This window comes from Jeotgalibaca sp. PTS2502 (assembly GCF_001975685.1).
Classification (GTDB): domain Bacteria; phylum Bacillota; class Bacilli; order Lactobacillales; family Aerococcaceae; genus Jeotgalibaca; species Jeotgalibaca arthritidis.
On the sequence record NZ_CP019433.1, the window covers coordinates 1525839 to 1549745 of the forward strand.

At 37.3% G+C, this 23907-nt stretch carries 28 protein-coding genes; 5 read left to right on the top strand and 23 right to left on the bottom strand.

Translation table 11 applies throughout. From position 1 onward, the window contains the following. Positions 1–131 precede the first annotated feature (131 nt). Positions 132–1169 (bottom strand): YeiH family protein, encoded by a 1038-nt coding sequence (locus BW721_RS07455; protein WP_048729019.1) that lies wholly within the window; start codon positions 1167–1169, stop codon positions 132–134. 144 nt (positions 1170–1313) lie between these two features. On the opposite strand from BW721_RS07455, the gene BW721_RS07460 reads away from it, so the two are divergent. Further along, the gene (locus BW721_RS07460; RefSeq protein WP_232222909.1) at positions 1314–2183 is read left to right on the top strand and encodes a LysR family transcriptional regulator; all 870 of its coding nucleotides are present in this window, start codon (positions 1314–1316) and stop codon (positions 2181–2183) included. Here BW721_RS07460 and BW721_RS11645 read toward each other — a convergent pair. From BW721_RS11645 to BW721_RS07550, 16 genes are all read right to left on the bottom strand, one after another. Further along, positions 2097–3236 (bottom strand): IS3 family transposase, encoded by a 1140-nt coding sequence (locus BW721_RS11645; RefSeq protein WP_232222910.1) that lies wholly within the window; start codon positions 3234–3236, stop codon positions 2097–2099. The genes BW721_RS07460 and BW721_RS11645 overlap by 87 nt on opposite strands. 144 nt (positions 3237–3380) lie before the next feature. After that, positions 3381–3551 (bottom strand): hypothetical protein, encoded by a 171-nt coding sequence (locus tag BW721_RS11950; RefSeq protein ID WP_162840221.1) that lies wholly within the window; start codon positions 3549–3551, stop codon positions 3381–3383. Between the two features lie 102 nt (positions 3552–3653). Beyond that, positions 3654–4283: a recombinase family protein gene (locus BW721_RS07470; protein ID WP_071130047.1), complete on the bottom strand. Its 630-nt coding sequence runs from the start codon at positions 4281–4283 to the stop codon at positions 3654–3656. Between the two features lie 463 nt (positions 4284–4746). After that, entirely contained in the window at positions 4747–5007 is a 261-nt protein-coding gene (locus BW721_RS07475; RefSeq protein WP_076767555.1) for a metal-sensitive transcriptional regulator, read from the bottom strand. Further along, positions 5007–5303: a rhodanese-like domain-containing protein gene (locus tag BW721_RS07480; protein WP_076767557.1), complete on the bottom strand. Its 297-nt coding sequence runs from the start codon at positions 5301–5303 to the stop codon at positions 5007–5009. Before BW721_RS07480 ends, BW721_RS07475 begins: the two co-directional genes overlap by 1 nt. After that, positions 5303–6955: an FAD-dependent oxidoreductase gene (locus BW721_RS07485; protein WP_076767559.1), complete on the bottom strand. Its 1653-nt coding sequence runs from the start codon at positions 6953–6955 to the stop codon at positions 5303–5305. The genes BW721_RS07480 and BW721_RS07485 overlap by 1 nt, the downstream gene beginning before the upstream one ends. Further along, on the bottom strand, positions 6955–7260 hold the full coding sequence (locus BW721_RS07490; RefSeq protein WP_002318458.1) for a rhodanese-like domain-containing protein: 306 nt from the start codon (positions 7258–7260) through the stop codon (positions 6955–6957). Before BW721_RS07490 ends, BW721_RS07485 begins: the two co-directional genes overlap by 1 nt. 23 nt (positions 7261–7283) lie before the next feature. After that, on the bottom strand, positions 7284–7604 hold the full coding sequence (gene trxA / locus BW721_RS07495) for a thioredoxin (RefSeq protein WP_002318457.1): 321 nt from the start codon (positions 7602–7604) through the stop codon (positions 7284–7286). Continuing rightward, a complete protein-coding gene (yidD, locus tag BW721_RS07500; protein ID WP_002318456.1) occupies positions 7585–7869 on the bottom strand; it encodes a membrane protein insertion efficiency factor YidD in 285 nt (94 codons plus the stop codon). The genes trxA and yidD overlap by 20 nt, the downstream gene beginning before the upstream one ends. A 228-nt stretch (positions 7870–8097) precedes the next feature. Continuing rightward, entirely contained in the window at positions 8098–8481 is a 384-nt protein-coding gene (locus BW721_RS07505; RefSeq protein WP_232222975.1) for a DUF302 domain-containing protein, read from the bottom strand. 410 nt (positions 8482–8891) lie between these two features. After that, positions 8892–9656, bottom strand: coding sequence for an ABC transporter permease (locus BW721_RS07515; protein ID WP_002318452.1), 765 nt, complete (start codon positions 9654–9656; stop codon positions 8892–8894). After that, positions 9653–10306 (bottom strand): ABC transporter ATP-binding protein, encoded by a 654-nt coding sequence (locus BW721_RS07520; RefSeq protein ID WP_002307505.1) that lies wholly within the window; start codon positions 10304–10306, stop codon positions 9653–9655. The genes BW721_RS07515 and BW721_RS07520 overlap by 4 nt, the downstream gene beginning before the upstream one ends. Before the next feature lie 90 nt (positions 10307–10396). Further along, a protein-coding gene (locus tag BW721_RS07525) for an IS3 family transposase (RefSeq protein ID WP_156892212.1) occupies positions 10397–11723 on the bottom strand; the annotation gives its coding sequence in 2 pieces (ribosomal slippage) (positions 10397–11071 and positions 11073–11723; 1326 coding nt in all). 287 nt (positions 11724–12010) lie between these two features. Beyond that, entirely contained in the window at positions 12011–12433 is a 423-nt protein-coding gene (locus tag BW721_RS07530; RefSeq protein WP_002307506.1) for a cupin domain-containing protein, read from the bottom strand. Between the two features lie 723 nt (positions 12434–13156). After that, a complete protein-coding gene (locus BW721_RS07540; RefSeq protein ID WP_076768681.1) occupies positions 13157–13345 on the bottom strand; it encodes a hypothetical protein in 189 nt (62 codons plus the stop codon). Between the two features lie 556 nt (positions 13346–13901). Then, positions 13902–16016, bottom strand: a complete 2115-nt coding sequence (locus tag BW721_RS07550; protein WP_076767567.1) for a type IA DNA topoisomerase — start codon at positions 16014–16016, stop codon at positions 13902–13904. 83 nt (positions 16017–16099) lie between these two features. Between BW721_RS07550 and BW721_RS07555 the strand changes: the two genes are divergently transcribed. Further along, positions 16100–16462 carry a type II toxin-antitoxin system RelE/ParE family toxin gene (locus BW721_RS07555; protein WP_076767568.1) on the top strand — a complete coding sequence of 121 codons (363 nt, stop codon included), beginning with the start codon at positions 16100–16102 and terminating at the stop codon, positions 16460–16462. A gap of 5 nt (positions 16463–16467) precedes the next feature. Then, positions 16468–16743, top strand: coding sequence for a helix-turn-helix transcriptional regulator (locus BW721_RS07560; RefSeq protein ID WP_076767570.1), 276 nt, complete (start codon positions 16468–16470; stop codon positions 16741–16743). Between the two features lie 147 nt (positions 16744–16890). Here the strand turns inward: BW721_RS07560 and BW721_RS07565 are convergent, their stop codons facing one another. From BW721_RS07565 to BW721_RS07585, 5 genes are all read right to left on the bottom strand, one after another. Beyond that, the gene (locus BW721_RS07565; protein ID WP_335617484.1) at positions 16891–17694 is read right to left on the bottom strand and encodes a conjugal transfer protein TrbL family protein; all 804 of its coding nucleotides are present in this window, start codon (positions 17692–17694) and stop codon (positions 16891–16893) included. Between the two features lie 33 nt (positions 17695–17727). Then, positions 17728–18210, bottom strand: a complete 483-nt coding sequence (locus tag BW721_RS07570) for a hypothetical protein (protein ID WP_076767574.1) — start codon at positions 18208–18210, stop codon at positions 17728–17730. 15 nt (positions 18211–18225) lie between these two features. Beyond that, positions 18226–18432 carry a hypothetical protein gene (locus BW721_RS07575; protein ID WP_076767576.1) on the bottom strand — a complete coding sequence of 69 codons (207 nt, stop codon included), beginning with the start codon at positions 18430–18432 and terminating at the stop codon, positions 18226–18228. A gap of 58 nt (positions 18433–18490) precedes the next feature. Next, complete coding sequence (locus BW721_RS07580) at positions 18491–19450, bottom strand: IS30 family transposase (RefSeq protein WP_076767578.1); 960 nt, start codon at positions 19448–19450, stop codon at positions 18491–18493. Positions 19451–19707: 257 nt separating this feature from the next. Next, entirely contained in the window at positions 19708–21438 is a 1731-nt protein-coding gene (locus tag BW721_RS07585; protein WP_076767580.1) for a DUF4153 domain-containing protein, read from the bottom strand. A gap of 606 nt (positions 21439–22044) precedes the next feature. Here BW721_RS07585 and BW721_RS07590 point away from each other — a divergent pair. Beyond that, positions 22045–22878 (top strand): helix-turn-helix transcriptional regulator, encoded by an 834-nt coding sequence (locus BW721_RS07590; RefSeq protein WP_076767582.1) that lies wholly within the window; start codon positions 22045–22047, stop codon positions 22876–22878. 36 nt (positions 22879–22914) lie between these two features. Here the strand turns inward: BW721_RS07590 and BW721_RS07595 are convergent, their stop codons facing one another. Then, positions 22915–23265: a DUF488 domain-containing protein gene (locus tag BW721_RS07595; protein ID WP_076767584.1), complete on the bottom strand. Its 351-nt coding sequence runs from the start codon at positions 23263–23265 to the stop codon at positions 22915–22917. Positions 23266–23337: 72 nt separating this feature from the next. On the opposite strand from BW721_RS07595, the gene BW721_RS07600 reads away from it, so the two are divergent. Beyond that, positions 23338–23901: a GNAT family N-acetyltransferase gene (locus tag BW721_RS07600; protein WP_076767586.1), complete on the top strand. Its 564-nt coding sequence runs from the start codon at positions 23338–23340 to the stop codon at positions 23899–23901. The last annotated feature ends 6 nt before the right edge of the window (positions 23902–23907 follow it).

Consider the following 23907-nt stretch of genomic DNA (forward strand, 5'->3'; position numbering starts at 1 on the left):
AATTAGCTCTGTTATTTCATTCGCTGAGAGTGTTTAGTTTCACATCAATAGGGTGGTAAAAAAAGTGAATTCAAAAGAAAGAGCAGCGGCTGATATCAGTCGCTGCTTATTTTGAATTATTGTTACCTAAACTAGAACAGCCAAAAAATCAAACCAATTGCTAGAATAATTTGGAAGCAGCCGATCAGTAAGCCATATAACATGGTACGAGGCCCTTCTTTCAAGATATCAGAGAACTTGACCTGAAGACCAATTGCAGCTAAAGCAGTAATCTCAAATTGATTACTGATGACTTCGGAACTGTGAATCATGAAAGAAGGTAAGGGTAGAAAACTTCTAAGCAAGAATAAAATGAAAAATCCTACAATAAACCAGGGAATAGTCAATAGGTTTGTATTTTTTTTCAAATCAGCAGATGTGGAATCAACTGCTGATTTAGAAAATAGCGGTTCTTCCTCTTTAGTGTTTAGTTTACTGAAGGATAAGGCTACTCCGATGATAAGGAGTACTCTCATAAGTTTGAATACTATAGACAGATTAGTGACGTCCATACTCACCAATTTAGCTGAAGCAACGACTTGTCCTATGGATTGGATCGTACCTCCAATCAAAGCTGATGTTTGAACGACTTCGTTGTGGTACAGAACAGAAGCGAGAATAGGCAGTGAGACCATCAATATGGTTCCTGTTACATTAACTATAGTGATGGACATGGCTTTATCTTTCTTATCGGCACCAATTATCGGAGAGACAGTACCAATAGCAGAAGAGCCGCAGACTGCATTGCCGGCACCCATCAACAAAGACATTTTTTTATTGAACTTCATAGTTCGACCGATCCAATAAGCGAATAAAATCGTCAAAACCATTTGAAGAATAACAAAAATAAATCCAGTAAAACCAACTTGCTTGATGATTTGAAAATCTAAGATTATTCCATTTAACACGATCGACCATTCTAAGAGGGATTTTTCAGAAAATTTAGTTCCTCTTTTAAAATAAGGCTTGTTTAAAAAAGTATTTCCCAACAAAATTCCTAAAAAAATTGCGATCAGTGCTGCTCCTAAATTTGGCAGAAGGGCAGATAGATATTGGCTGATTAACGAGATCAAAACACTGATTAGAAGACCGGGTAAAATAGAATAGCTTCTTTTGAATTTTGCGCGCATGTTAAACCTCCTTCAAATATTTATAGTATTATGGTATACCGAAGATTGTATAAAATAAAATAATCATTTATTATATATTTATAAGAAATTGTTATTGAGGAGTGGCATTAGATGTTAGATTACCGGTACCAAACGTTCCTTACTTTGGCAGAAGAAATGAATTACACGACCACAGCCAAAAGATTGCACATTACCCAACCGGCTGTCACCCAGCATATTCAGTCTTTGCAACAGGAGTTAGGGGTTGAACTGATTCATTATGAAAAGAGACAATCATCATTAACGGCTAAGGGAAAGCAGCTGCAAAAAGATCTTTATTTGCTCCAAAGAGAGATCGCTAAGGTGGAAGAGCAACTAACTTCTACTGTAGAGCACACTACCCTTTCATTTGGGGCTTCCTTGACGATTGGGGAATACATGATGCCTGGACTAATTGAGTCGTATTTGAACCAATATCCAGTGCACGATATCTCGATGGTAACAGACAATACCCAACATTTGATCGAATTGATGGAACATGGGAAAATTGATTTTGCGGTTGTGGAAGGAGAATTCAATCAATCTGTATTTGAATTCCAGAAAATCGCTGAAGAACCGTTTATCGCTGTCTGTTCAGAAAAAAGTTCTTTATGGAAACAAGAACAGAGCATTAACGACTTATTTTCTACACCTCTTCTAGTCCGTGAAGAAGGATCGGGATCACGCCTGATTTTCGAGACAGCTATAAAAAGTAAAGGAATCCACTTAGACAGCTTTTCGAAAGTTATGACGATTGGGAGCATTGGTGCAACTAAAAAATTGGTCGAAAAAGATTTAGGAATCAGTTTTATTTATCAGATGGCTGTTGAAGAGGAGCTCAACAAAGGAATATTGAAAAAGATACCTTTAAGCGATTTTAATGTAATTCATCCGTTTCATTTGATTTATCTAAAAAGAATCCAAGTGAGAGGGATGGAGACGATAAAGAACTTTTTCCTGGAAAACAGGGTAGGTATAATGAACCCCTTGATCTGAGTGGATATACCTTTCCATTACTGGCATATCCTTAATCACATTATTTAATTTATCTAGCGTTTCATAAACTAAATTCATTTTTAAGCTAGTTGAGAAGTGATGTGCAACAATCTCACCGGTAGCACCATCCTTAACTGCTGAAAGATAGGCCCATTGTCCACTTCCATAAGGAAGATAAGTGATATCTGTGAGAAATACTTTGTACGGGATACCTTGATCAAACTGACGATTGACAAGGTTTTTCTTGGTAGCATTTTCTTGGGTTGCCTTCATCATTTTACGGTATGGTTTCGCTGCTCGTATTGATGATATGATGTTATTCTTGCGCAAAATTCTTCTGATTTTTTTATGATTCATTACTACATCGTATTCAGTTTCTAACGCCATTTTTATTTCATCAATCCCACACTTCTTCTTATCCAGAAAAATTCTATATAACAATTGGAAATCTTCCCAATCATTTCGATCACGCTCAGCACGTTTATCGCTACTATTTAGCCAGTAATAGTAGCCGCTTTTACTTACCCCTGCAAGGTCGCATAAATGATTCACCATTCCAGCAAGTTGATTCTCACGAATAATTTGGTTAATCAATCTAAAGCGTTCTTGTTTACTTAAGTCGTTTCTTTTGTCGTTTTTCACGCTCCTCTCGTGCTGTTCTAATTTTTTTACTAGTTCAAGATTCCCCTCTAGATAGGCTATACGGGCATTTGCTTTGTCTAGCGCCTCTTGTAACGATAATTGTTCTCTTGGTCCATAGGGACCATTATTTTTTGAACCACGAGTCTCTTGTAACAATACATCTTCTCCGTGATCTTTATATAATCTTTTCCAACGTGATAGTGATTGATCGGATTTTCCTTTTCCGATTAAATGAGAAGGAAGTCCAGCAAGTTCAAATATCTGAGTGGATTTCATGCCTTGTTTGCTTTGTTTAATGGCCTTTATTTTGAATTCTGATGAATAGGTAATACTTTTCTCTGTCACACTTTTCACATTAGGATTGTTTCTTAAAGATTGAATCTCAGCTTGGCTATATATCTTTTTACTCATCCTGTCCACTCCCTTCTGTATAACTCAAATAGAGTATACCGAAAATTTTGCATAAAAATAACCCGAAAACTTACAACACTCTTTTTTTTGAGTGTTCAGTTTTCGGGTTGAGATTCATAAACAACATTTCCATAATATGTTTTTTTATTTTTCTCGATCATAAAGCCAGTCGAAGCCTTTTTCTCTCGCTTCTTGTTCTGCATAATAATCAAATTGACTTTCCATGGCGTAAATTAGTTGCTCGGCTTGTTCTCTACTGATGCCTAACTCTTTGCAAGCTAATAAAACATAGCCTTGTGCTTGGTCGTTTGTCATAATTTCCTCTTTTTGTATATTTGTTTACTAATTTACTTGTTTATTAATTTGTTTGTTTACTAATTTACTAATTTACGATGTTTTTTTCAAATTACTCTCACACTATACAAAGGGGGAAGGAGCTGTTGTATCAGTCAATTCCTTCTTGATCCGGTAAACTGTATCCCTTGTTACCCCCGTGTCTTCCGCAATCTGTTTAATTGGTTCCTCTTGCGTCAACTTATTCACGATTACCTGATACGTCATGCGATCTTTTGGATTCTTTGCATTGGCTGAATACTTCACCGGCCGGCCTTTATAGTGGCCTTTCCGTTTAGCTATTTCGATTCCTTGTCGTTGCTTACGCTTGATTTCTTCACGTTCATTTTGAGCCGTCCAGGACAAGAGCTGTACAATCATGTTTCGGATCAACTTTTGGAGATTTGGATCTCCAATCTCTTGGTTCAAAATAGGTAAGTTTAAAACAATGAGTCCTATTTCCTTTTGATCCAACTTCTGAACCATTTGGACAATATCATCGTAGTTTCGTCCTAACCGATCCAACGATTCTACAATCAGAGTATCCTTCTCCCGCAGAAATTGAAGAGCCTTTTGTAGCTCTAGTCGTTCGGTCATGCTTTTTCCGGACATTTTTTCTTGGAAAATTTTTTCCGCCCCTGCTCTTTCCAAGGCTTCCATCTGTCGGTCTAAGTTTTGGTCGGTGGTGGATACACGTGCATAGCCTACTTTCACCTTTTTCACTCCTTTTCTCAGCGCATTTAATAGACACTTATAATCTACATTAAAAAAAGCGAAAAGACAACGTCTTATGTGTGTCTATTTTGGGTACACCCCTCATCGACATAAGTGCACTATCTTACTTTTTTATTCCTCAATGTTCTAGTCTTCGGACAAATCAAAAAACTCTCTTTCCATATTACCTAATTGGAAAGAGAGTAATAATTGTTTTTATCAGGTTAGTATTGGGCTTAAATTTAATGCCTTATTTACTTCTGAAGTTAAACTGGCTCTTCAGGGGCCACTGGATCTACCGGCTCTTCTGGAGTCCCCCAAAGCAGCAACCTTCTCATCTTGGATAAACTGAACAATCATCGCCTGTAATGTTCTTCACTAAATTACCTTAATAAAAAACTCTGTTTCGATACGTTGACACTCAACTGGCGAACTAAATAATCCAAGCTATAACTCTTTTAATTTAACGGCTTTTCATTAATAACTGAATTGCTTGTTCAACGCTTTCTTCTCCAGTACTACCATTTTTGATATTATCCTGTACGCATTCTACTAAATTTTCAGCAACAATTAAACTAATCGCACGATCAATACTGGAGCGCACCGCTGATAATTGAGTAACAATATCCGCGCAGTCTTTTCCTTCTTCCATCATATTCAAAACCCCATGCAACTGACCATCAGAACGTTTCAAACGGTTCACAATTTTTTTATCGTATTCCATTAAACGATTTCTCCTCTCCAAGAAGAAATTCCTCCCATTACATTTATCACTTTGTATCCTTCTTGTGCTAATTGTTGACAAGCCATTGAAGAACGCGCACCGGAGTGACACATTACATAATACTCTTGACTTTTATCCAATTTATTTTTTTCAGCTGAAAGATTACTTAAAGGAACATGGATTGCTCCGTCCAGGTGACCATTTTCCCATTCGTTCATTTCTCTAACGTCTACTAAAGGAAGTTTCTCTTTTTTCCATTTTTGTTCAAATTCTGGCATTGATATTGTATTGTACATTATTTTACCACCTTTTCTGGTTTTACTGTTGAGTAAAGAGCAAATGCTCCATCTAAATTTTTGGCTTTATAACCATTTTGTTTTAGCATTCTTTCCGCTATATAGCTGCGCAGACCACTGTGACAGCTCACAATAATTGGTTGATCTTTTGGCAACTCTGCCATGCGGTCTCGCAAACTATCTAAAGGAATATTGACTGCTCCTTTTAAACGGCCGTTTGATTTCAATTCACCTTCATTTCGAACATCCAGCAATAAATATCCTTCTGCTTGCTTGTCTTCTAATTCATGCCATTGCACCGATTCACTAAGGCCTTCCATAAGATTTAAGGCTGTATAACCAGCCATATTGACAGGATCTTTAGCAGAACCAAATGGAGGAGCATAAGTGAACTCTAATTCCGGCAAATCTTGCACCGTCATTCCGGCTTTAATAGCTGTAGCAATGATATCAATCCGTTTGTCTACACCGTCTTCTCCGATGGCCTGAGCGCCATAAATTTTACCAGTAGTCGGATGAAACAATAATTTTAAGACAATGGTTTTTGCATTAGGATAATAGCCAGCATGGCTTTTTCCTTGGATATGAATCACTTCATACACCTCATCAGCTTGTTGCAATTGGCGTTCATTCAAACCGGTCGACGCTGCTGCCATTTTGAATACTCGTACAATCGCTGTCCCGATACTGCCTTTATTTTTGCGCTCCAATCCGCTAATGACATCAGCCACTTGACGTCCTTGACGGTTAGCTGGCGAAGCCAATGCAATCATTGTGTCTTCTCCGTTGATTTGTTGTTTAACGACAATCGCATCCCCTACAGCGTAAATATCTTTTTGGCTAGTTTCATATTGGTCATCGACGACTATTCCGCCGCGTAAACCTGTTTCGACACCAGCTGTCAAAGCTACCGTTGTTTCCGGTTTTACGCCGACAGACATTAAAGTAATATCACTTTCTAAGCGTTCTCCGTTTTCCAATACAACGATTTTACCTTTTTCTTCAAATGATTCAGCCGCCAATCCTGTATATAATCTTACACCATTAGCTACTAATTCTTTCGTTACATAAGCCGCCATTTCTTCATCGAAAGGCGGCAGTACATGTGGCGCTTTCTCTACAATAGTAACTTCCATTCCTCGTTGGACTAAACTTTCTGCCATTTCTAGCCCGATAAATCCAGCACCTATGACAACTGCTTTTTTAGGGTTGTGTATATGGATAAAGTTGGAAATCGCATCGATATCTGGTACAGAACGCAAGGTGAAAATATTCTCTGCTTCTTCTAATCCGTTTGCTGGCGGAATAAATGGCTTTGCTCCTGGAGACAAGATTAATTTGTCATACCCCAATGTGTATGTTTCTTGATCGGTTTGCACGACCACTTCTTTGTTGTTGGAGTCGATGGAAATAGCTTCACTATTTGGCCGTACGTCTAAATTGAACCTTGCTTGCAAAGCTTCTGGAGTTTGAACTAACAAATCCGTCCGTTCATCAATTTCTCCAGCGACATAATAAGGCAAACCACAATTAGCAAATGACACATATGGCCCTTTTTCTAACACGATAACTTCTGCTCTTTCATCCAAACGTCTTAACCGTGTAGCAGCAGACATACCACCTGCTACACCACCAATAATGACAATTCTCATTAATTCTTGCCTCCTTTTTTTGCTCCTGCCCATGCCATCATGCCGCCACGGACGTTGATAACATCATGTCCTTGTTTCAGCAATATTTTCGTTGCTCGTTTACTGCGCATCCCAGATTGGCACACTACGTAGACTTGACCCTTCGGGGTATAGGTAGAAACTTTAGCCAATGGAATATTTTTTGCACCTGGAATATGACCAATTTTGAATTCATGCGGTTCTCTCACATCAATAATTTGCGGCTTTTCGGATAATTTATTCTCCAGTTCAGTAGTTGAAATCGTAGGTGTTTTTTTGAAAAACATATTTTTCCTCCTCATAATAGTAATTATTCTGCTGTTACTTTTTCCATTAAATACTCTTTTAGTACTTCTTTTGGTTGGTAGCCAACTATTTTTTCAATAGGCTGACCATCTTTATATAAAACCATGGTAGGAATGCTCATAATGCCCAGTTGACTAGCTATTACATTGTTTTCGTCAATGTTCAACTTTGCAATTTTAATTTCAGGTGCAAATTCTGCTTCTAATTCTTCTAATACTGGTCCTAACATCTTACATGGCCCGCACCAAGGAGCCCAAAAATCGACTAATGTAATACCCTCTTTTACTTCTGATGCTAATGTTATATCAGTTACTTTTACTGTCATTTGATTGTTCCTCTCCTTTTATCTTATGTCTGTTATTTCTTTTCAATGAAAATGTACTTGGCACTGGATCATATCCGCCTTTAACAAATGGATGACACCGCATAATACGTGCTGCTCCCATTAGAGACCCTTTTGCTGCTCCGTGTTTTTCAATCGCATCAACAGCATAGTGCGAGCAGGTGGGATAATAACGGCAACTCGGTGGAAACAACGGCGAAATTCCTTTTTGATAACCTTTTATACTTAATAAAATGATATTTTTCATTTGCATACCCCCACGCGTATTTTTATTATACCCCCATGCGTATTTTTTGTAAAGCATTTTTCAAAAAGAATAAAAACGACCATAATATGTCGGTATTTCCGAATCTTGTATTAAGAGCTAGTGGATAAAGTTACATGACCTTCCTCCCTATGAGCAAAAAAAACTATAGAGGACACTTTTTTTAGTGTCCTCTATAGGGGTCCATTTTAGTTCACGAGAAAGTCTTTTTTATATTTGTTTAGCAGCGTCCACTACTTCTTTTAATGTTGATTCAACTTCTCTAGCAATCATTGTCAAATTATCATCTTTGATAAAGTCAATTAATACTGTTGGTTTTAGTATTCCAATATACACATCGGCTTCTTTTTCATAAACAACTACCTTACACGGTAAAAAGTAGCCAACTTCAATACGTTTTTCCAATACTTCTTTTGCTTGTTTTGGATTACATACTTCTAATACCTCAAAATTTGTAGGGAAATCTAACCCTTTAGATTTAATTTTTTCTTTAAAATTAACTTGATACAATACACCAAATTCTCTTTCTTTGAGTTTCTCAATGAGTGCTTCTGTTGCCGCTTGGAATGATTTAGTTGTTTTAACTTCATACATAAAGTTCACTTATATTCCTCCATTTTTCATTTCATGTATATTTTGTGGAATCGACTTTTTTAGAATCTGCTTTGAATATTTTATCTATTAAAGCTTCTTTGATAATAGTGTCCATGATTTGGAATTCTTATTGGATAGAAATTTCTTTCTAGAACATGATTTCGTCGAAAGTTCTCATTGGTTGAGGATAGGCATGTTCAAAACAATCAGTCCGATATCCTTTTAATCCAGTTGCTGCACTATATAAAAAATTTCATCATAGTTTCGCCCTAATCGTTCCAAAGATTCGATGACAAAAATATCCTTCTTCCTTAAAAAATGAAGTTCTTTTTGCAATTATTCTCGTGAGGTCTTCTTTTAACTACATAAAATTGTAACCACTGGTTTTAAGAGTAGTGTATCATCCCAAATCATATAATTAATTGACTGCGATTGTTATAAAACTCACGGTAAGCCATATAACTAGCAATAAACGAAGAAATCGCAGTAACTGAAATCAACATAAACATCACAACAATTTGGTAACGAATCGCTTGAACAGGATCAATTCCCGCAAAAATCAACCCTGACATCATACCTGGTAGGCTGACAAGTCCAACCGTTTTTGTTCGGTCAATAGAAGGAGCCATGCCCGTTTTGACGCTTTCTCTTACAATACTCATGGACGCTTGTTTTTTATTGGCTCCCAATGCCAATTTTTCCAATACCTGTTGGCGTTGGTCCGTAAATTTTGAATTCAAAGACCGATAGGTCACTCCAATCGCAGTCATGGCGTTGCTGGCAATCATGCCTGTAATTGGAACGATTTGGGAAGGGGACCAGTCAATGACTCCTGAAAAAACAAGAATGAGTAAGGACAAGGCTGTTCCTACTCCAATAGCCGTCGTTGAAATTTTAAAAGAGCGGTTGATCCCCTCACTGCGTGTATGGGCGTTATAAGAAGCGTTGAACACAATGAACAAAACCATCGCTAAAGTGAGAAAGTTGTTATCCACTCGTAATACGTAGCTCAATACATATCCAATAAGGAATAATTGAACGACAGCGCGAATTCCCGCAATAAAAATGTCGTTTCCTAATCCCAATTTCTCTTTGTAATCAATCAACAAGGCAACTATCAAGAGGACAGAGGATAAAAGCAAAGAAAGATTACTGATTTCCAAATTGTTTGTCATTTCGATTCCTCCATTTTTCCACCTTTGATAGTAATCAGACGAGAAGCTTGGTCGATTTCTTCCTGGTTGTGAGTGACGGCCAACACCGTAGTTTGTTGGTCTTTCATCATGTCTCGGACTAAATCAAGGACAATCGCTCTGTTTTCTTGGTCCAATGAACTGGTAACTTCATCCAGGAGCAACACTTTCGGTTGATACATCAAATTTCGGACCAATGCAACCCGTTGTTTTTCCCCTCCTGATAGTTCCTTGACCTCTTTCGATAAGTAAGTTTCAGGTATTTGAACTCGTTCTAACAATTTTTTTGCACGTTCCCGATCAAATCCTTCTTCTCTTATGCGGGCAGGAAAAGACAAGTTCTCTTGAACTGTCTCATCGAATAGAGAAGCGTTTTGAAAGAAATAAGAGACTTCTTTTCTATACTCCACAGGATCGATTTTTTGCAGATCCGTACCTCGATAATAAATTTTTCCGGAAGTTGGGGAAAGCAGCGTACCAATTAATTTCAAAAGGGTACTTTTTCCACTTCCAGAAGGACCAGAAAAAACAATCACTTCCCCTTTGTTTACTGTAAAAGAGATATCTTGAAGGATTTGGTTTCCGTTTGCCTGAAAACCAACCTTCTCTAATTGAAACAATGAATCACTCATACCACTTCTCTCCTTTATAAAAAAGCCCTGCACCAGTGGACCATCCATATAATGTGGACCCTATGTCAAGGACATTCAAAAAAAGAGACTTTATGCAGCACTCAATAAAACCTGCTCCCTGTAACGTACAGGGGGCAATTTTTTTAGATTCCACTGTCCGCGCTGATTGTTGTAATAATCAATGTAATCATCTACTATTGCTCGTAACTCTTCCAGATTTTCACAATCTTTATAATTTATTTCATCCTTCAAATGTCCAAAGAACGACTCCTGTGGGGCATTATCCCAACAGTTCCCCCTTCTTGACATAGACTGCCCTAAATGATTATTAGCCAATTTCTTATGAAATTTAGGACTAGTGTAATGGACGCCTTGATCTGAGTGGATAAAGGCATCTTCATGAATCGTTGCACCGTGGGCGCTCACCAATAAATCAATGGTGTTTAGAGAAATATCAAGTTTCAGGTTATCGGTCACATAGTGAGCTAAAATCTCTTTTGTTGCACCATCTTTGACGGTTGACAAATAACCTATAAACCCATCAGCTCCAGGTAAATAAGTGATGTCTGTTAATAGAACTTTTTTGGCTACTCCTTGATCAAATTGACGTTTCAACTTGTTCTCAACTGTACTATGTTCTTTGGTAGCCTTCGCCATTCTCTTATAGGGATTCGCTTGACGAATGGGGCAGAAGATTTCAAATTTCCTCATCAAACGCTGCACTTTCTTACGATTGACAGTAATTCCCAACGTGTTTCTCAAAGTACATGACAATGCTTCGAGAACCTTTCTTGTAACCCCGGTAGTTATACGCTTCTTCAATTTGAATTCTCCATGCTTGATCTTCCGCTTCACGTGCCTTTCTGCTGCCTGAACCTTTTATATAGTTGTAGTAACCTGAACGGGAAACGCCCAATACCTCACATGCATCAATGATGGTTCCTGTATATGAACCATCGGTTTTCATCCCATGGATTCTTGCGAAGATTTCACTAGTATTTTCGTAGTTTTCTAGCCTCCTTTCGCTCCATTCTGATTTTTTTAACAATTCATTTTCCTGTTCTAATAATGAAATTTTAGCTTGTAACTTTTCAATTTGTTGTTCAGGCGTTAATTCTGTATTTCGAGGTCTGCCTGAAAAATTCTTTCGAGTGTCTTCCAATGCCAAGACGCCATTGTCGCGATATCTTTTTCGCCATTTCTTAGCGAATGCTTTTATTCTGCTTTCACCAATTATTTCCGGATTAAACCCTGCATCAATAAATATTTGCTTAGCAGTTTTTGAGTTTAATGATTCCGAAACAAAGTGACGTTTGAATTCGTCGGAATAAGTAATGCTTTTCTCAGATGCATTTTTTACATATGGGTTTGTCTTCAAAATTTTGATTTGTTCCGTTGTAAAAGTTAATTTCGACATTCGTCGACTCCCTTCTGCACGAAGTGCAATTGATGTGGATTGTGGGCTTGATAGACTTGGCGACTAGCGTTACCTAGTTTGTGAAATCTGTCAAAAGAAGGAGCGATAGCGGCTTTTGACTGATTTAATAAACTGGGTTATCATCGCAATGCCCCTTCAAGCATTGATATATTTGTCTTTGTATTAGTATACAAAAATGAACCCTATAGAGGGCACTTTTTTCAGTGTCCATTCTATAGGGTCCATTTTAATACGGGTGCAGGGCTTTTGTTTCATCCTAGTGTACCTCAGTGTTCGTTTGGATCGTTTTTGGCGTCTTCATGAGTAGGGTGAACCGTTCCTTCAAGGTGATCTGGACCAGCATAAATGGTATACAGTCTGAGCGGCTTATCACCGGTGTTTTCGATGTTGTGCCACATGTCCGCCGGAACAAATACGGCGTCATCATCCATCACTTTTTGTTGAACATGTAAGTTATCTTTAGAAGGCCCCATTTTACACACGCCTTCTCCTTCTTCAATACGGATAAATTGGTCAATGCCTTCGTGCACTTCCAAACCGATGTCATCGCCCGGTTGAATGGACATTACGGTGACTTGCAGTTTACTGCCTGTCCAAATGGTCGTCCGGTAATTATCATTTCCTGTGGTGGCGTCTTCAATATTAATGATATACGGCTTCTTCCCATGATCCTTGTAGTCTATTTCCATCTTCCATTCCTCCTAGTCTTTGTACTGAAACAATGATACCTACTTCTTATTTATAATAATTCTAATTAATAGTACCACATCTAAAATTCTATGCAAAAAAATTGGCTTTTTGGAGAGCGATTCTAAACAAAGACCATATAACGCGCAATTACAATTGGTACCCCTTAATCCTCAGCACATAAAGGAAAAAATATGGAATCAAAAAATAACCGATATGTACTCTGGTTATGACTTGAATCAGGGAGAATTTCAGAGACGACACATCATACTTTTTTAGTTTGCACTTGTAAACTAACTAGCGTACATTAAGTTTATGCTCACTATCAAGCGTTGTCAATCCTTTAGACTCTTATCAATTTCGAAAGAAAGTAGCAAGGTTATTGATTGTGACTGTAAAAGTGGGGTGTTCCTATAAGCACATTAAACTATCTTCTCTAATTTATCATGCTATTTAAATTCTGCTTTTTCATGAGAATTTTTGTCCAAAACTTGTTAAAATGATTTTAAAAAATACTTACATACACAATCCCCAAAAGACACTAATGTCATTTCAGTCAAAAAAGATACCGCAGAAAATTTCCACCTGAGATTCAATACGATATTACTCTCTTGACAGCCAGCTTAATTCCTTAGTTGAATAGATTATTAAAGTGCACAAAAAAACAATGCGGCGTTTGTTATATTTTCTGGTATAAACGACGGTGCTATAAACTTTTTTGCAGATTAAAAATCATATGAATTTAACTCCAGTAATAAGAGTTTAAGTGCCAATGCATGCATGATTCTTTCAATTTCCGTTTTATGAGTAGACAGAGCGATTCCTTCATTGCATTGGAAAATGAGTTCGTTTCTCGTAATATGTATGCTCTCATTTTTGGTTGCATAGTATTCTCTCCATTCGTCTTCATACATAAGAACGCATCCTTTGATCATCCTATATTTAAGTCCTTCGTTATTAATATACGTAAAAAGTTGGTATTTTTTTTTATTTTCTCTCTCTTTAAAAAAACTGAAAAAAGAGCGGTTTACAAGCATTTTCATGGATAGTTTACCCATAGATCAATCTGAAATGAGCGTAGAACTTCCTTCTCAAACACTGGTTTTTTAGAGAAATACGAAATATTAGGGTTATTTGCAGAATAGCTACTTATTCTTACAAAGCAACAAGCGAGCAAAAGAAAAATTCCTTTCAAGCGTTTTTTGGCGGTACACTATTTTAGCGACAGGCAAGATAGTAAATATTTTTTACAACTGGTTTGACTGTCGGCGACGACAGCCCACAGCCAAAAATAAAGAAGTCAAGGACTGTGAGGGTGGAGATTTTTTGGTGGTCTGCCAAAAAATACTTACCCGTTCCTTGACTTATTTAAGTGTTATTCAGTTTTAGGCTATTACAACTGGGTGACTGAGGCGATTTTGGGGGCTTGCCCCTTTTTTCCAAAAGGGGCAAGGTCTAGATCTTGTGTTTTTATTTTTTTGGAAATTCAAAAGCTAATTTCATTTCGTCATTCAGTGTTAACTTTGCCGAGAAATTGCTTCCTTTTTTACTTTTGAACCCTTTGATTAAACTCGTTTCTCTTTTGCTTAATAAATCTTGGACATTTTTCTTTGTGAGTGCTTTTTGGCTCCATCTTTTAGGAAGCGTAAATTTGCAACCGTCTTTGTAGCCCGAACAGCCATAAAATTTTCCTTTGTCTACTACGCTGTTTTGACATTTCGGACACGTACCCATCACATTTTCTTGTTCCATATGACCGGCTACATCTGCAATGTTTTCTTTTTTGTCTTGGAAGTTTTGTGGCACTTTTTCAATGAGGTGCTGCACAAACCGCTCGATACTGCTTAAAAAAGCTTCTTGTGTGCCTTGTTGGCTTCGGATCTTTTTCAAATAGCGTTCCCATTGGGCAGTCATGCCGGCATTGGCGATTTTGTCCTCTGCAATTATGCGGCACAACAATTCGCCTTTTTCTGTCACATAGATTTTACTCTTACTGATCGTGATGTAGTCCTGTTTCTTCAAGGTTTCAATGATACTGGCTCTAGTGGCCTCGGTTCCAATCCCTTCGGTTCCTTTAAGAATGTCTTTGCTGTCTTTATCGTCCATTGCCCTTCCGACATGTTTCATGGCGGTTAGCAGTGTGCCCTCTGTATAGTAATTGGGTGGTTGGGTTTTCCCTTCCTTTGTTTCAAGGACGAAAGCCACTGAATCATTGACGGTTACTTCTGGTAAAAGTGGGTCGTCCTTGTCTTTTTCTTCCTGTTTATATAGTCGTTTCCATCCACGCTCTTTTTCTGTCTTCCCTTTTGATTGGAACAGAACCTGATTGATCGCTGTATCAATGGTGGTTTCGTCATAGATATACGGCTTTTCAAAAATTGCGAGGGTACGATACAAGACCAGAAGATAAATGTTTTTTTCGTCTTTCGTTAGATCACTGAGCTTCGGCAATGTCTTCGTTGGAATAATCGCATAGTGTTCTTGTACTTTGCTTCCATCTACATACCGTTTATTTTCGTTTAGCTGCGGTTCGGAAATGCCCACTCCTGCTAGTTCGAGATACCGACTGAGGTTGCTTTTCAGGTAGTCAAATTCGGGGCTACCAATATAATTGGTATCGCTTCTTGGATAAGAAAGCACTTTTTTTTCATAGAGTTTTTGAGCGATTGAAAGCGTTTTATCGGCACTGTACTTAAAGCGTTCGTTCGCGAAAGATTGTAAATCAGACAAGCTAAAGAGTTTCGGCGCATACTGCCGTTTTTCTTCCACTTTGACATTTGTTACTTCGGCATTCTCCGCTTGCTCTAGCTGATTGGTTTCTTTGAACCCGTCAAGGTTTTCGAGTGTATCAAACCGCTCTTTGTATTTCCCTTTGTACTTACCATTCGAGTGTGTGAAAGTGGCATACAACTCATAAAATGGCTTGCTGACGAAACGTTTGATCTCTTCGTTGCGTTGGTAAATCAAGAACAAAGTCGGGGTTTGGACGCGCCCAACGCTAAAGACTCCTTTCATGCCGCTTTTTTGCATATAAAGCGTGTAAAGGCGAGAGAGATTCATACCGACCAACCAATCAGCGATTTGTCTGGTTTCGGCCTCTTTATAACTGGAATAGAATTCTTCTCCATTCCGTAGGTGGCGGAACCCATTTTTTATTTCTTCTTTTTCCAATGAATTGATCCAAAGACGCTTGAGTTGCTTATGGTTATTTCCTGAAAGATTAATGATTAAGCGCGCAATCGCTTCTCCCTCTCGATCGCCATCAGTGGCGATAATAATCGTTTCTGCTTCATCTAAATGCTTTTTAACGATGGTGTATTGCTTTTGCTTTCCGTCACTGACTTTGAACTGATACTCGGTTGGCAACAGCGGCAATGTATCTAGGTTCCATTTTTTCCATTCCTTATGGTAATCTTCAGGGGAGAAAAGGGAAACGAGGTGACCGAACCCATACGTGATGACGGCATCCGGAAATTCTTTGTCCGACACCACAAAGTAGCCATCTTTACGCTCGGAATGGTCAAAAGCGTCTGCATAAGCGGACGCCTGACTGGGTTTTTCGGCCAAAATAACTGTTTTACTCATTCGCTCACTTCTTTCTTAGCTTACTTGACAATATATCAAATTTGATATATTGTTTGATTATACAGAACGTGATAGGAGTTTCTATGAAAAAATATGAAATAGAAATTTATGAAGATAAAAAAGGGAAAAGTCAAATCATGGATTGGATCAAAGAATTAGATAGTAATCCAACAAAAGAAAACAAGTCAACTTTAAAAAAGCTCTACTACCAAATGGAACGCCTTGAATATGATGGCACATTTGTAGGAGAACCGCTAGTAAAACAAATTGACGGGAAACTGTGGGAACTACGCCCCATCCCTAATCGGGTCTTTTTCGCAACGCTAGAAGATAATCAGTTGCTTTTATTGCACCAATTTAGAAAAAAAACACAAAAGACGCCCAAAAATGAAATCGAACAAGCGAAACGTGAACTAGCTGATTGGCTAGAACGTAAGAAAGGATAATTAATATGAAATGGACCGATGTAAAGAAAGATATTAGCAGCATTTCGCAAGAAGATAAAAATCTAATTGAATTGACCGCTCTATTAGCTAGCTTGCGTAAAGAAAAAAAAATGACGCAAAAAGAATTAGCTGAAAAGGTGCATGTTTCCCAGGCTCAAATCGCTCGAGTAGAAAATTTTTCTTATACTCCCTCGTTAAAAACCATTACCAAAATTGCAGACGGTTTAAACTTAGAGCTGGCATTCAGAGACAAAACGACCAAAAAATTGGTGAAAAATTAAATGATGAATGTCAGTCTCTCGTTCTAAAATTAAAAGCAGCACTCTCAACACTCTTATTGGGGGGTTGAGAGTGCTGCTTTTAATACCTCTTGAATAAATAAAAAAGTTCCTAAAACGAAAAATAATCATTTAAGCGACTCAAAACATTTATCTTCTCCGAATCGCAGCATTCGCCAACATCTTAGCACCTGAAATCGTGCTTTTTCCACTCCCAGTCGTGAACCACATTGATTTCGCAACACTTGGCCCTTTGATAATCACAAATCCCATACCAATTAATCCAGCTAATTTTACCCAATTGAAGTCATCAGACATTAATATTTGCGTAAACAGTAGCATCGATACGATCTCCAGCAACAAGGTCACAATCTGACTCAAGAATTCACGCCACCAAATGCCCATGTAGTTGTGTTCATCATTAATAATGGTAATAGCCGCAAAGACACTTGTCAGCTCTAATATTAAGAGTTCCGCATGAACAATACAGACCTTAACTAAAAAGACACCAATGACTACCATAATAAGAGTACTAACTATTAGTGTACTAAAGGTTGTATTAAATATTTCAACAAAACTCTCTGAATGTTGTAGAATTTTTATATCTTCAATTGTTAAAGCCCCTATCGAATTAAACATAAAGTTGCCAATGGGTTTAACAAATTGGTCCATAATGAAATATAAAAAAGTAGGCAAAATTAAAACCATGGAAGAAGACTTTACTATATTAACCAAAATGGACCAAATGTCTGCCTCAGTAGAACCTTCTGCTTCGCTAAGTTGATAGATGAGTATTTTCACCAGAACCATCACAACTAATAAAATGCCGCCAAAGAATACAAATAAACCATAGAGCGTTGTAGCGTATCCTGTTATACCATCATAACCAAACACAAATTCAGATAAGATATTAAAAATCGCCATAGTACCATCTTGAACCCAATCTTGAAACATCTCCAAAATTTTATTGCCCATTTTAGACACCTCTTATGAATCTACACTAAGTATCTTCCAGTTATTGTCTTCTTGAATCATAGTTATTTTTAATGATGACGCATTTATACCAAATTCTTTACTTTCTACGAAAAAAACTACCCTCTCATTATCCTGATCTATCTCATAATTATTAATTTCATATTCTACCCATCTCACTTTATTTTCTAATTCACCTAAAAAATCTAAACTATCCGGAAAGGGATTCAAATGCATCTCTTCAAAAGGTATTTTTTCCACCAATCCTGGAATTTCCTCTTTAAAATTTTCACTGAAATATTGTGAAATGTCGCCTTCCAAAAAGGCTGTGAGACTTTCGTGGGTATAATCCGCCACAACTTCGTCATCTTCATAGCTGGTAAAGAAGGCATTGAGTTGATCTCTGCTCTCATTCAATGCTGTTTCAGGTTCAAAACTGCCGCAAGCAGTTAGTAATAAGGTGATCCCTGTTAAAACTCCGATTCCCAGTCTCTTCATATCCAACCGTCCCTTCTATTCCACGAAAAATTCGAGTAATTCTTGCTCCTCTTGTGCTTCAACTTGTTCTTGTTTCAGGCGTTTCTCTGTTTCGATTGCTTCCCGTTTTTCTTCCTCAATGCGAACGACAGATTCGCGTTGCTCGACATACGTTCTTTTCTTCAACTCAAAGTTTATCAATTGCTCTTCGGTCGGTTTTGAGCGGTAATGCGTCTGATTCAACAGTTCCGTCGGTTGCGGGAAAATCTTGAATTGAATTGCTTTTTTAACTATTTATTTGTCAAATTAAGCGAGACAACTGCTCTTCATTTACATAACTCAAAAAGACTTCCAATGGTGTCTGGTAGTTCAGTGATTTTCTGGGTATATGATTTCTTTTTGAAGCCACAGAGGAGATGAAATCCTGATTGACTTGATTGAAATCCATTTCTTTCGGTAGGCCATCTTTTCGAAGGAGACCATTTGAGTGTTGGTTTAAACTTCGTTGTGATGGTGTTCCTGGGTCTGCGAAATAAATAGCTATATCATTCGTATTACTGATATTTTTCCAATTTGAGAACGCTTTACCACAATCGAAAGTAATCGATTTAAAGAGATTTTTAGGAACCGATTGAAACCAAGTATTCGTTGCTTTTTCAATATCGATTGCTTTACGACCTTCAGGTTTCAAAGCAATAATGACTTTTGAAAGGCGTTCAACGAGGGTGATGACGGCACTTTTATGATTGACACCGACAATCGTGTCGCCTTCTAGATGCCCGAACTCTGTTTCAAAAGAAGCATAATCCGTTTCTCGCTCAGCGATATTTCGTTTGAATGCTTGTTTTCCACGACGTTCTTGATGACCGTTTGGTTTTCGTTTCCCTTGCATGGGTAACTTACTTTGATCAAACTCACCATTTTTAAAACGACGATATAAGGTACGGACAGAACATGAAATTGAAAACTCTCCTCGTCCAACAATCACATCCGGGCTCCAGCCTTGAGTTGTCTTGTCTTCGATGTATTCTTTTTCTGCTTTGGGTATTTCAATCGGCTTTCTTCCACAACGTTTTTTATTTTTCTTATACTGTTCGAGGTATTCGAGAGCCGTTTTTCCTTGTTTAAGAAAATGATAAACATTGTAAATGACCTGTCTACCACGCTTAAGTTTCTTGGCAACGAAAGCAACGGGTGTTTCTTGATGAAAATATGCCTCTATAATTACGAGTTCATTTTGTGTATGATGGGTATAGGTCATTTATGTTCACTCTCCCTGTATTCTTTCGACGGAATTACAATTTGAGTGTAACATAAATGATTTTTTTATTTGTCTCGCTTAATTTTACAATCGGCGATTTAAAAAGAACAAACACAGAAAAACAACTATTAATGGTAATATAAAAAAGTATATATACCTATTCCCTAATTCCGGCGATAATTTGTTTTTTCTCATTTTTTATAAAACCCTATACTATAAAAAAATGATTGAGCCGAGACTCAATCATTTGTCTAGTTTTACTTATAATCTACAAAGAGATAGGCTTCGCCATTGAGGTCTTCGCTGTATTGGCTGAGATTCAAGAGCACAATCGTTAATTTTACCTCTTCATTCTCATAAATCAGTGTCATTTCGGATAAGGCGACTTGCTCTTTCGTTGTTGTTTCTTCCAATACGGCATCCATATCTTCAGCTGTGTTAGCCTCAATCAACACATTGCCTTCTTCATCTTTCAATTGGATGTTAAAGTAGTTTTCATCGTCTGCTGTCATTACAAAGAGATGGTTATTCAGCAAGTTGACGTTAACATCTTCTGTGGTCGTAAAGCTGATATAGTTCCAATAATCCATGCCGCTGATCTCTAGCCCGATTGATTCGGTCATATTGAGGTAAGCGTAACGGTTGTTATCAGATGTTGGCGTATAACTACCATACTGCATTGGGAATCCGAAAACACGCTCAAAATCTTCATACAATGAAAAGTTCTCTGGCAAATAAGTCACGCGGTCAATCTCACCAAACATTACTAAGTTATCCAAGCTTTTCGAAATAATAATCCGATCTGTTTCAGAAACATCTTTTTTCGGTTGAATGTCTCCGTCAACTAACATGTCATTTTCAATTAAAGCTGTCTCTAAGCGATTTAATTGGCTGTTTCGCGCCACCGTAAAGGCATCAATTGGCGGTGTAATCGAAATTAATCCTAGCACCAACAATACAATTGCAATCCAACCGTTTTGGTGCGGTTTAAAGAAACTAAAAATAATACTCGAAAAAACAGCAAATAGTCCAAACAAAATGACATAGTAGCGACCGTAAGTGATACCCATTTCTTGAATTTTTAAAATACTAGAAAGGGTTTGGAAAGCGACAATTGGTAACATAATTTTAGGAAAAATCTTTCTAAACCAACTTGCAAAACGATGGTCAAGATTACAAGTCAATAAGTATACGACGATAACGACAATGGCGTAGCTGACTAGCATCGGTTCGAGTAAATTATCTGTCCAGAACTCGCCACCAATATTGAGAACAACATAAAGGAGGAGAATGACTGTGTAAATCGCAGTCAAAGGAATGATAATGTAAACCAACAGTATTTCTAAAAAGCGTGGTACGTGATAGGTTTCTTCAGAATCTCGCTCGTCGTAGTAAGGAATCATGCCGAGGAAATAAATCGGTGCAAATAACGACCAAATGATATTCATAGCATGACTAACGGCGTTAGTTGGAACTGAGAAAAGTAAATTATCTACAGTCAAAATAATAGCTGCCGTCCCAATCGTTAGAATCAACGAGAATAATAAAATCGTTAGAATAGATTTGAATATGGCCAGAAAATGTTGATGGAAAAAGAGTTTTTCATTTTTTGCTGTTGGAATCCAGATAAAGGCAATGAAGAGTGCAAAGCTAAACACCCCACTCCTAATAAAGTAAATATAGTCGTAAGAATCCCATCTCACTAAAGTAAAGTAGTACAGGGCTGTTAATAAAACAGAACCCGCCAGTAATACCCAGCGCTGGGTCGTTTTTCGATAAAACCGTTCATGAAGTTGTTGGGCTACAATACTTAAAACCGCTCCACTAACAAATGTAAAAATAAGTTTACCATATTGTAAATCGTAAGAGCCGATTTCCATAGCCGTTAATGTTGCAATTCCAATTAACCATAAAATTGTAACAGGATAGCGAACAAATGCCTGCCCTATGCCACTAAAACTTTTTTTCAATCGATTCCAGAGTTCCATTTTCATCACTCCTTACTGAAACTTTTCTTCTATCTTTATTATACTACTAACCACAAAGACAAGATAGTATGAGCTCACTTCCAGCCGATTCAAACATTTGTTTATTTTTTCAATAGTGATTTTTTCTCTTTCTATATCTTTGTAGCTTTTAATTAGCCTTATATAATTAAACTCTCTGTCTTCTTATTTTTATTTTCACAAATAATTTAAAAAACAACCCTTGTCATAACAGCTATAAAACAGCTTGTTTTCACTTATTCACCTCTAAATTTAATTATATCCTAATATATCACTACTTTATTTCTACGCATAAACAAAAATTTTGTTTGTTTTTTGAAAGATCGGTATTTTTTTATTTGTTTATCTATTTATTTATGGTAGACTAATTTCTGGTGAAAAATTCTTTATCGTGAGATTTATACAAAATGTACCTTATTGTGCAATTTTTTCTTCATTTTTTGTATTAAAGAGGGGAAATTACTAGACATTTTTTATAATTACTATATGATAATGGTTAGAATATCTATCACTCAGTCAATTTAAAATAAATAGTTATATATATTTCGTTAATCAACAAAATGGTTAAAAATCTAGAGGAGGACCACTATGTATACGATGTCCAATATCAAAAACCTATCCTTAAAAATCGTTTCTGCAGAAAAGAATACGATTACTGCAGATCAATCAACAGCTTTTCAAAAATACCCTTATGTTAAAATTGTCTTTATCAACAATGGCGAAGGCTTACTAACATTTAAAGATACTTCTGAAAAAGTTGGACCAAACCAAATCGTTTTATTAAATCCTAATATTGATTACTACTGGGAATTAAATCCTAGCCAATATTTAGAAGTTACTGAAATTGGGGTTCACGGTCTAGAGTTTTCTCATATCGGAGAAGCAGAACATGACTTTACATTCTATAAATACGATCGCACAGATACAGATAGCGCTCTATTTACAGAATTATTAATAAAAGAGCTAACAACTAAAAAACCTGGCTCTGAAGAAATTGCGAAACGTTATATTGAGATCATTTTGATTCAATTATTGCGTAACGAAGAATTCTCAATTCGCAACTCATTGAATAAGAAAAACCATAAGGAAATCCAAACTGTTAAGAACTTTATGAAAGTAAACTACCATAAAAACATTACCTTGGATGACCTTGTAGAATTAGTTCATATCAACAAATTCTACTTAATCCGTATTTTCAAACAAGAAGTGGGTATGTCACCAATTGATTACCTCATCCACATCCGTATTGATGAAGCACAAAAAATGCTTCGCAATACAAACATTGCGATTGCTGATATCGCACACTTAGTTGGATTCCAATCACCATCACACTTCTCTAAGACATTCCGTGAATTATCTAATATCACGCCGTCACAATATCGTCGCCAAGGCAATATGCCTCCGACACCACCACAAGCATAATAAAATAAAAACACGTTGCCGCAGCAACGTGTTTTTTTAACGTCTTTCTTCTATAAAGTGTTGCAGAACAACAGCATGATTCCGTTGCTTATCTTTAGCCGCATAGATTAAGCTGACATCCCCTTCTTCGAGAGCATCTATAATAGTCGTAACGGCTTCATTATCCGTCAATTCATCTTGGTACTTTTCACTAAAGGTTTCGAAACGCTCTTTATCTTCATGAAACCATTTTCGCAAATCGGGAGTTGGCGCAATATCCTTTAGCCAATCATCCAACTGTGCCTCCTCCTTCTTAATGCCTCTTGGCCAGAGCCGGTCAACTAAAATGCGTCTGCCATCCGTTTGATCATAAGGGTCGTAGATCCGTTTTACCTTTAACTGAGTCATTGTTCATCTTCCTTTCAGTGTCATGTTATAATAAATAAACCTAATGATAAAGAAATAGAGAGGACTACTACTATGATTCGTCACGCAAGAGCTGAAGACAGCCCACTATTATTTGATTTATTACTGGAAATTTTTGAAGATATGGAGCTCCCTATTTTAAAACAACTGGCTCCTCAAACCTTTAAAAACGTCATGCTTTCCTGTATGCAAGAAGATTTCTACCGCTACAGTTACAAAAATGGCATTGTTTTAGAAGAAGATGGTGTCATTATGGGCTGTTGCTATGGCTATAAAGGCGAACTCGAGCAAGCCTTAAATCTACCCTTCCAACAGGCACTTGCCTCATACGGTATGGAAGACGTTTTGTTATTTCCCGATGCAGAAACCTTTGCGGGAGAATGGTACTTAGATTCTTTAGTCACAGCCAAAGACCAACGCGGCAAAGGAGTCGCTGGTAAATTACTAGCAGCTTTGCCTACTTTTGCCAGAGATGCTGGCGAATCCGTCATTGGTTTAAACTGCGATAAAGTAAATGACCGCGCTCGCCATGTTTATGAAAAAAATGGCTTTGTGGCACATTCTGAACTTACCCTCAGCGGCCATCTATATGACCATATGCAAAAAATGATACAATAAAAAGCC

What these genes read in the sequence shown, in the direction of transcription:
- BW721_RS11950 (WP_162840221.1), bottom strand. Translation starts at nt 3,551, where the DNA reads ATGACAAACGACCAAGCACAAGGCTATGTTTTATTAGCTTGCAAAGAG.
- BW721_RS07550 (WP_076767567.1), bottom strand. Translation starts at nt 16,016, where the DNA reads ATGAGTAAAACAGTTATTTTGGCCGAAAAACCCAGTCAGGCGTCCGCT.
- BW721_RS07505 (WP_232222975.1), bottom strand. Translation starts at nt 8,481, where the DNA reads ATGTATGAAGTTAAAACAACTAAATCATTCCAAGCGGCAACAGAAGCA.
- BW721_RS07565 (WP_335617484.1), bottom strand. Translation starts at nt 17,694, where the DNA reads ATGTTTCAAGATTGGGTTCAAGATGGTACTATGGCGATTTTTAATATC.
- BW721_RS07485 (WP_076767559.1), bottom strand. Translation starts at nt 6,955, where the DNA reads ATGAGAATTGTCATTATTGGTGGTGTAGCAGGTGGTATGTCTGCTGCT.
- BW721_RS07530 (WP_002307506.1), bottom strand. Translation starts at nt 12,433, where the DNA reads ATGGAAATAGACTACAAGGATCATGGGAAGAAGCCGTATATCATTAAT.
- BW721_RS07570 (WP_076767574.1), bottom strand. Translation starts at nt 18,210, where the DNA reads ATGAAGAGACTGGGAATCGGAGTTTTAACAGGGATCACCTTATTACTA.
- BW721_RS07590 (WP_076767582.1), top strand. Translation starts at nt 22,045, where the DNA reads ATGTATACGATGTCCAATATCAAAAACCTATCCTTAAAAATCGTTTCT.
- BW721_RS07475 (WP_076767555.1), bottom strand. Translation starts at nt 5,007, where the DNA reads ATGGAATACGATAAAAAAATTGTGAACCGTTTGAAACGTTCTGATGGT.
- BW721_RS07585 (WP_076767580.1), bottom strand. Translation starts at nt 21,438, where the DNA reads ATGGAACTCTGGAATCGATTGAAAAAAAGTTTTAGTGGCATAGGGCAG.
- BW721_RS07560 (WP_076767570.1), top strand. Translation starts at nt 16,468, where the DNA reads ATGAAATGGACCGATGTAAAGAAAGATATTAGCAGCATTTCGCAAGAA.
- BW721_RS07555 (WP_076767568.1), top strand. Translation starts at nt 16,100, where the DNA reads ATGAAAAAATATGAAATAGAAATTTATGAAGATAAAAAAGGGAAAAGT.
- BW721_RS11645 (WP_232222910.1), bottom strand. Translation starts at nt 3,236, where the DNA reads ATGAGTAAAAAGATATATAGCCAAGCTGAGATTCAATCTTTAAGAAAC.
- BW721_RS07515 (WP_002318452.1), bottom strand. Translation starts at nt 9,656, where the DNA reads ATGACAAACAATTTGGAAATCAGTAATCTTTCTTTGCTTTTATCCTCT.
- yidD (WP_002318456.1), bottom strand. Translation starts at nt 7,869, where the DNA reads ATGAAAAATATCATTTTATTAAGTATAAAAGGTTATCAAAAAGGAATT.
- BW721_RS07520 (WP_002307505.1), bottom strand. Translation starts at nt 10,306, where the DNA reads ATGAGTGATTCATTGTTTCAATTAGAGAAGGTTGGTTTTCAGGCAAAC.
- trxA (WP_002318457.1), bottom strand. Translation starts at nt 7,604, where the DNA reads ATGACAGTAAAAGTAACTGATATAACATTAGCATCAGAAGTAAAAGAG.
- BW721_RS07455 (WP_048729019.1), bottom strand. Translation starts at nt 1,169, where the DNA reads ATGCGCGCAAAATTCAAAAGAAGCTATTCTATTTTACCCGGTCTTCTA.
- BW721_RS07600 (WP_076767586.1), top strand. Translation starts at nt 23,338, where the DNA reads ATGATTCGTCACGCAAGAGCTGAAGACAGCCCACTATTATTTGATTTA.
- BW721_RS07490 (WP_002318458.1), bottom strand. Translation starts at nt 7,260, where the DNA reads ATGTTTTTCAAAAAAACACCTACGATTTCAACTACTGAACTGGAGAAT.
- BW721_RS07540 (WP_076768681.1), bottom strand. Translation starts at nt 13,345, where the DNA reads ATGTATGAAGACGAATGGAGAGAATACTATGCAACCAAAAATGAGAGC.
- BW721_RS07480 (WP_076767557.1), bottom strand. Translation starts at nt 5,303, where the DNA reads ATGTACAATACAATATCAATGCCAGAATTTGAACAAAAATGGAAAAAA.
- BW721_RS07580 (WP_076767578.1), bottom strand. Translation starts at nt 19,450, where the DNA reads ATGACCTATACCCATCATACACAAAATGAACTCGTAATTATAGAGGCA.
- BW721_RS07595 (WP_076767584.1), bottom strand. Translation starts at nt 23,265, where the DNA reads ATGACTCAGTTAAAGGTAAAACGGATCTACGACCCTTATGATCAAACG.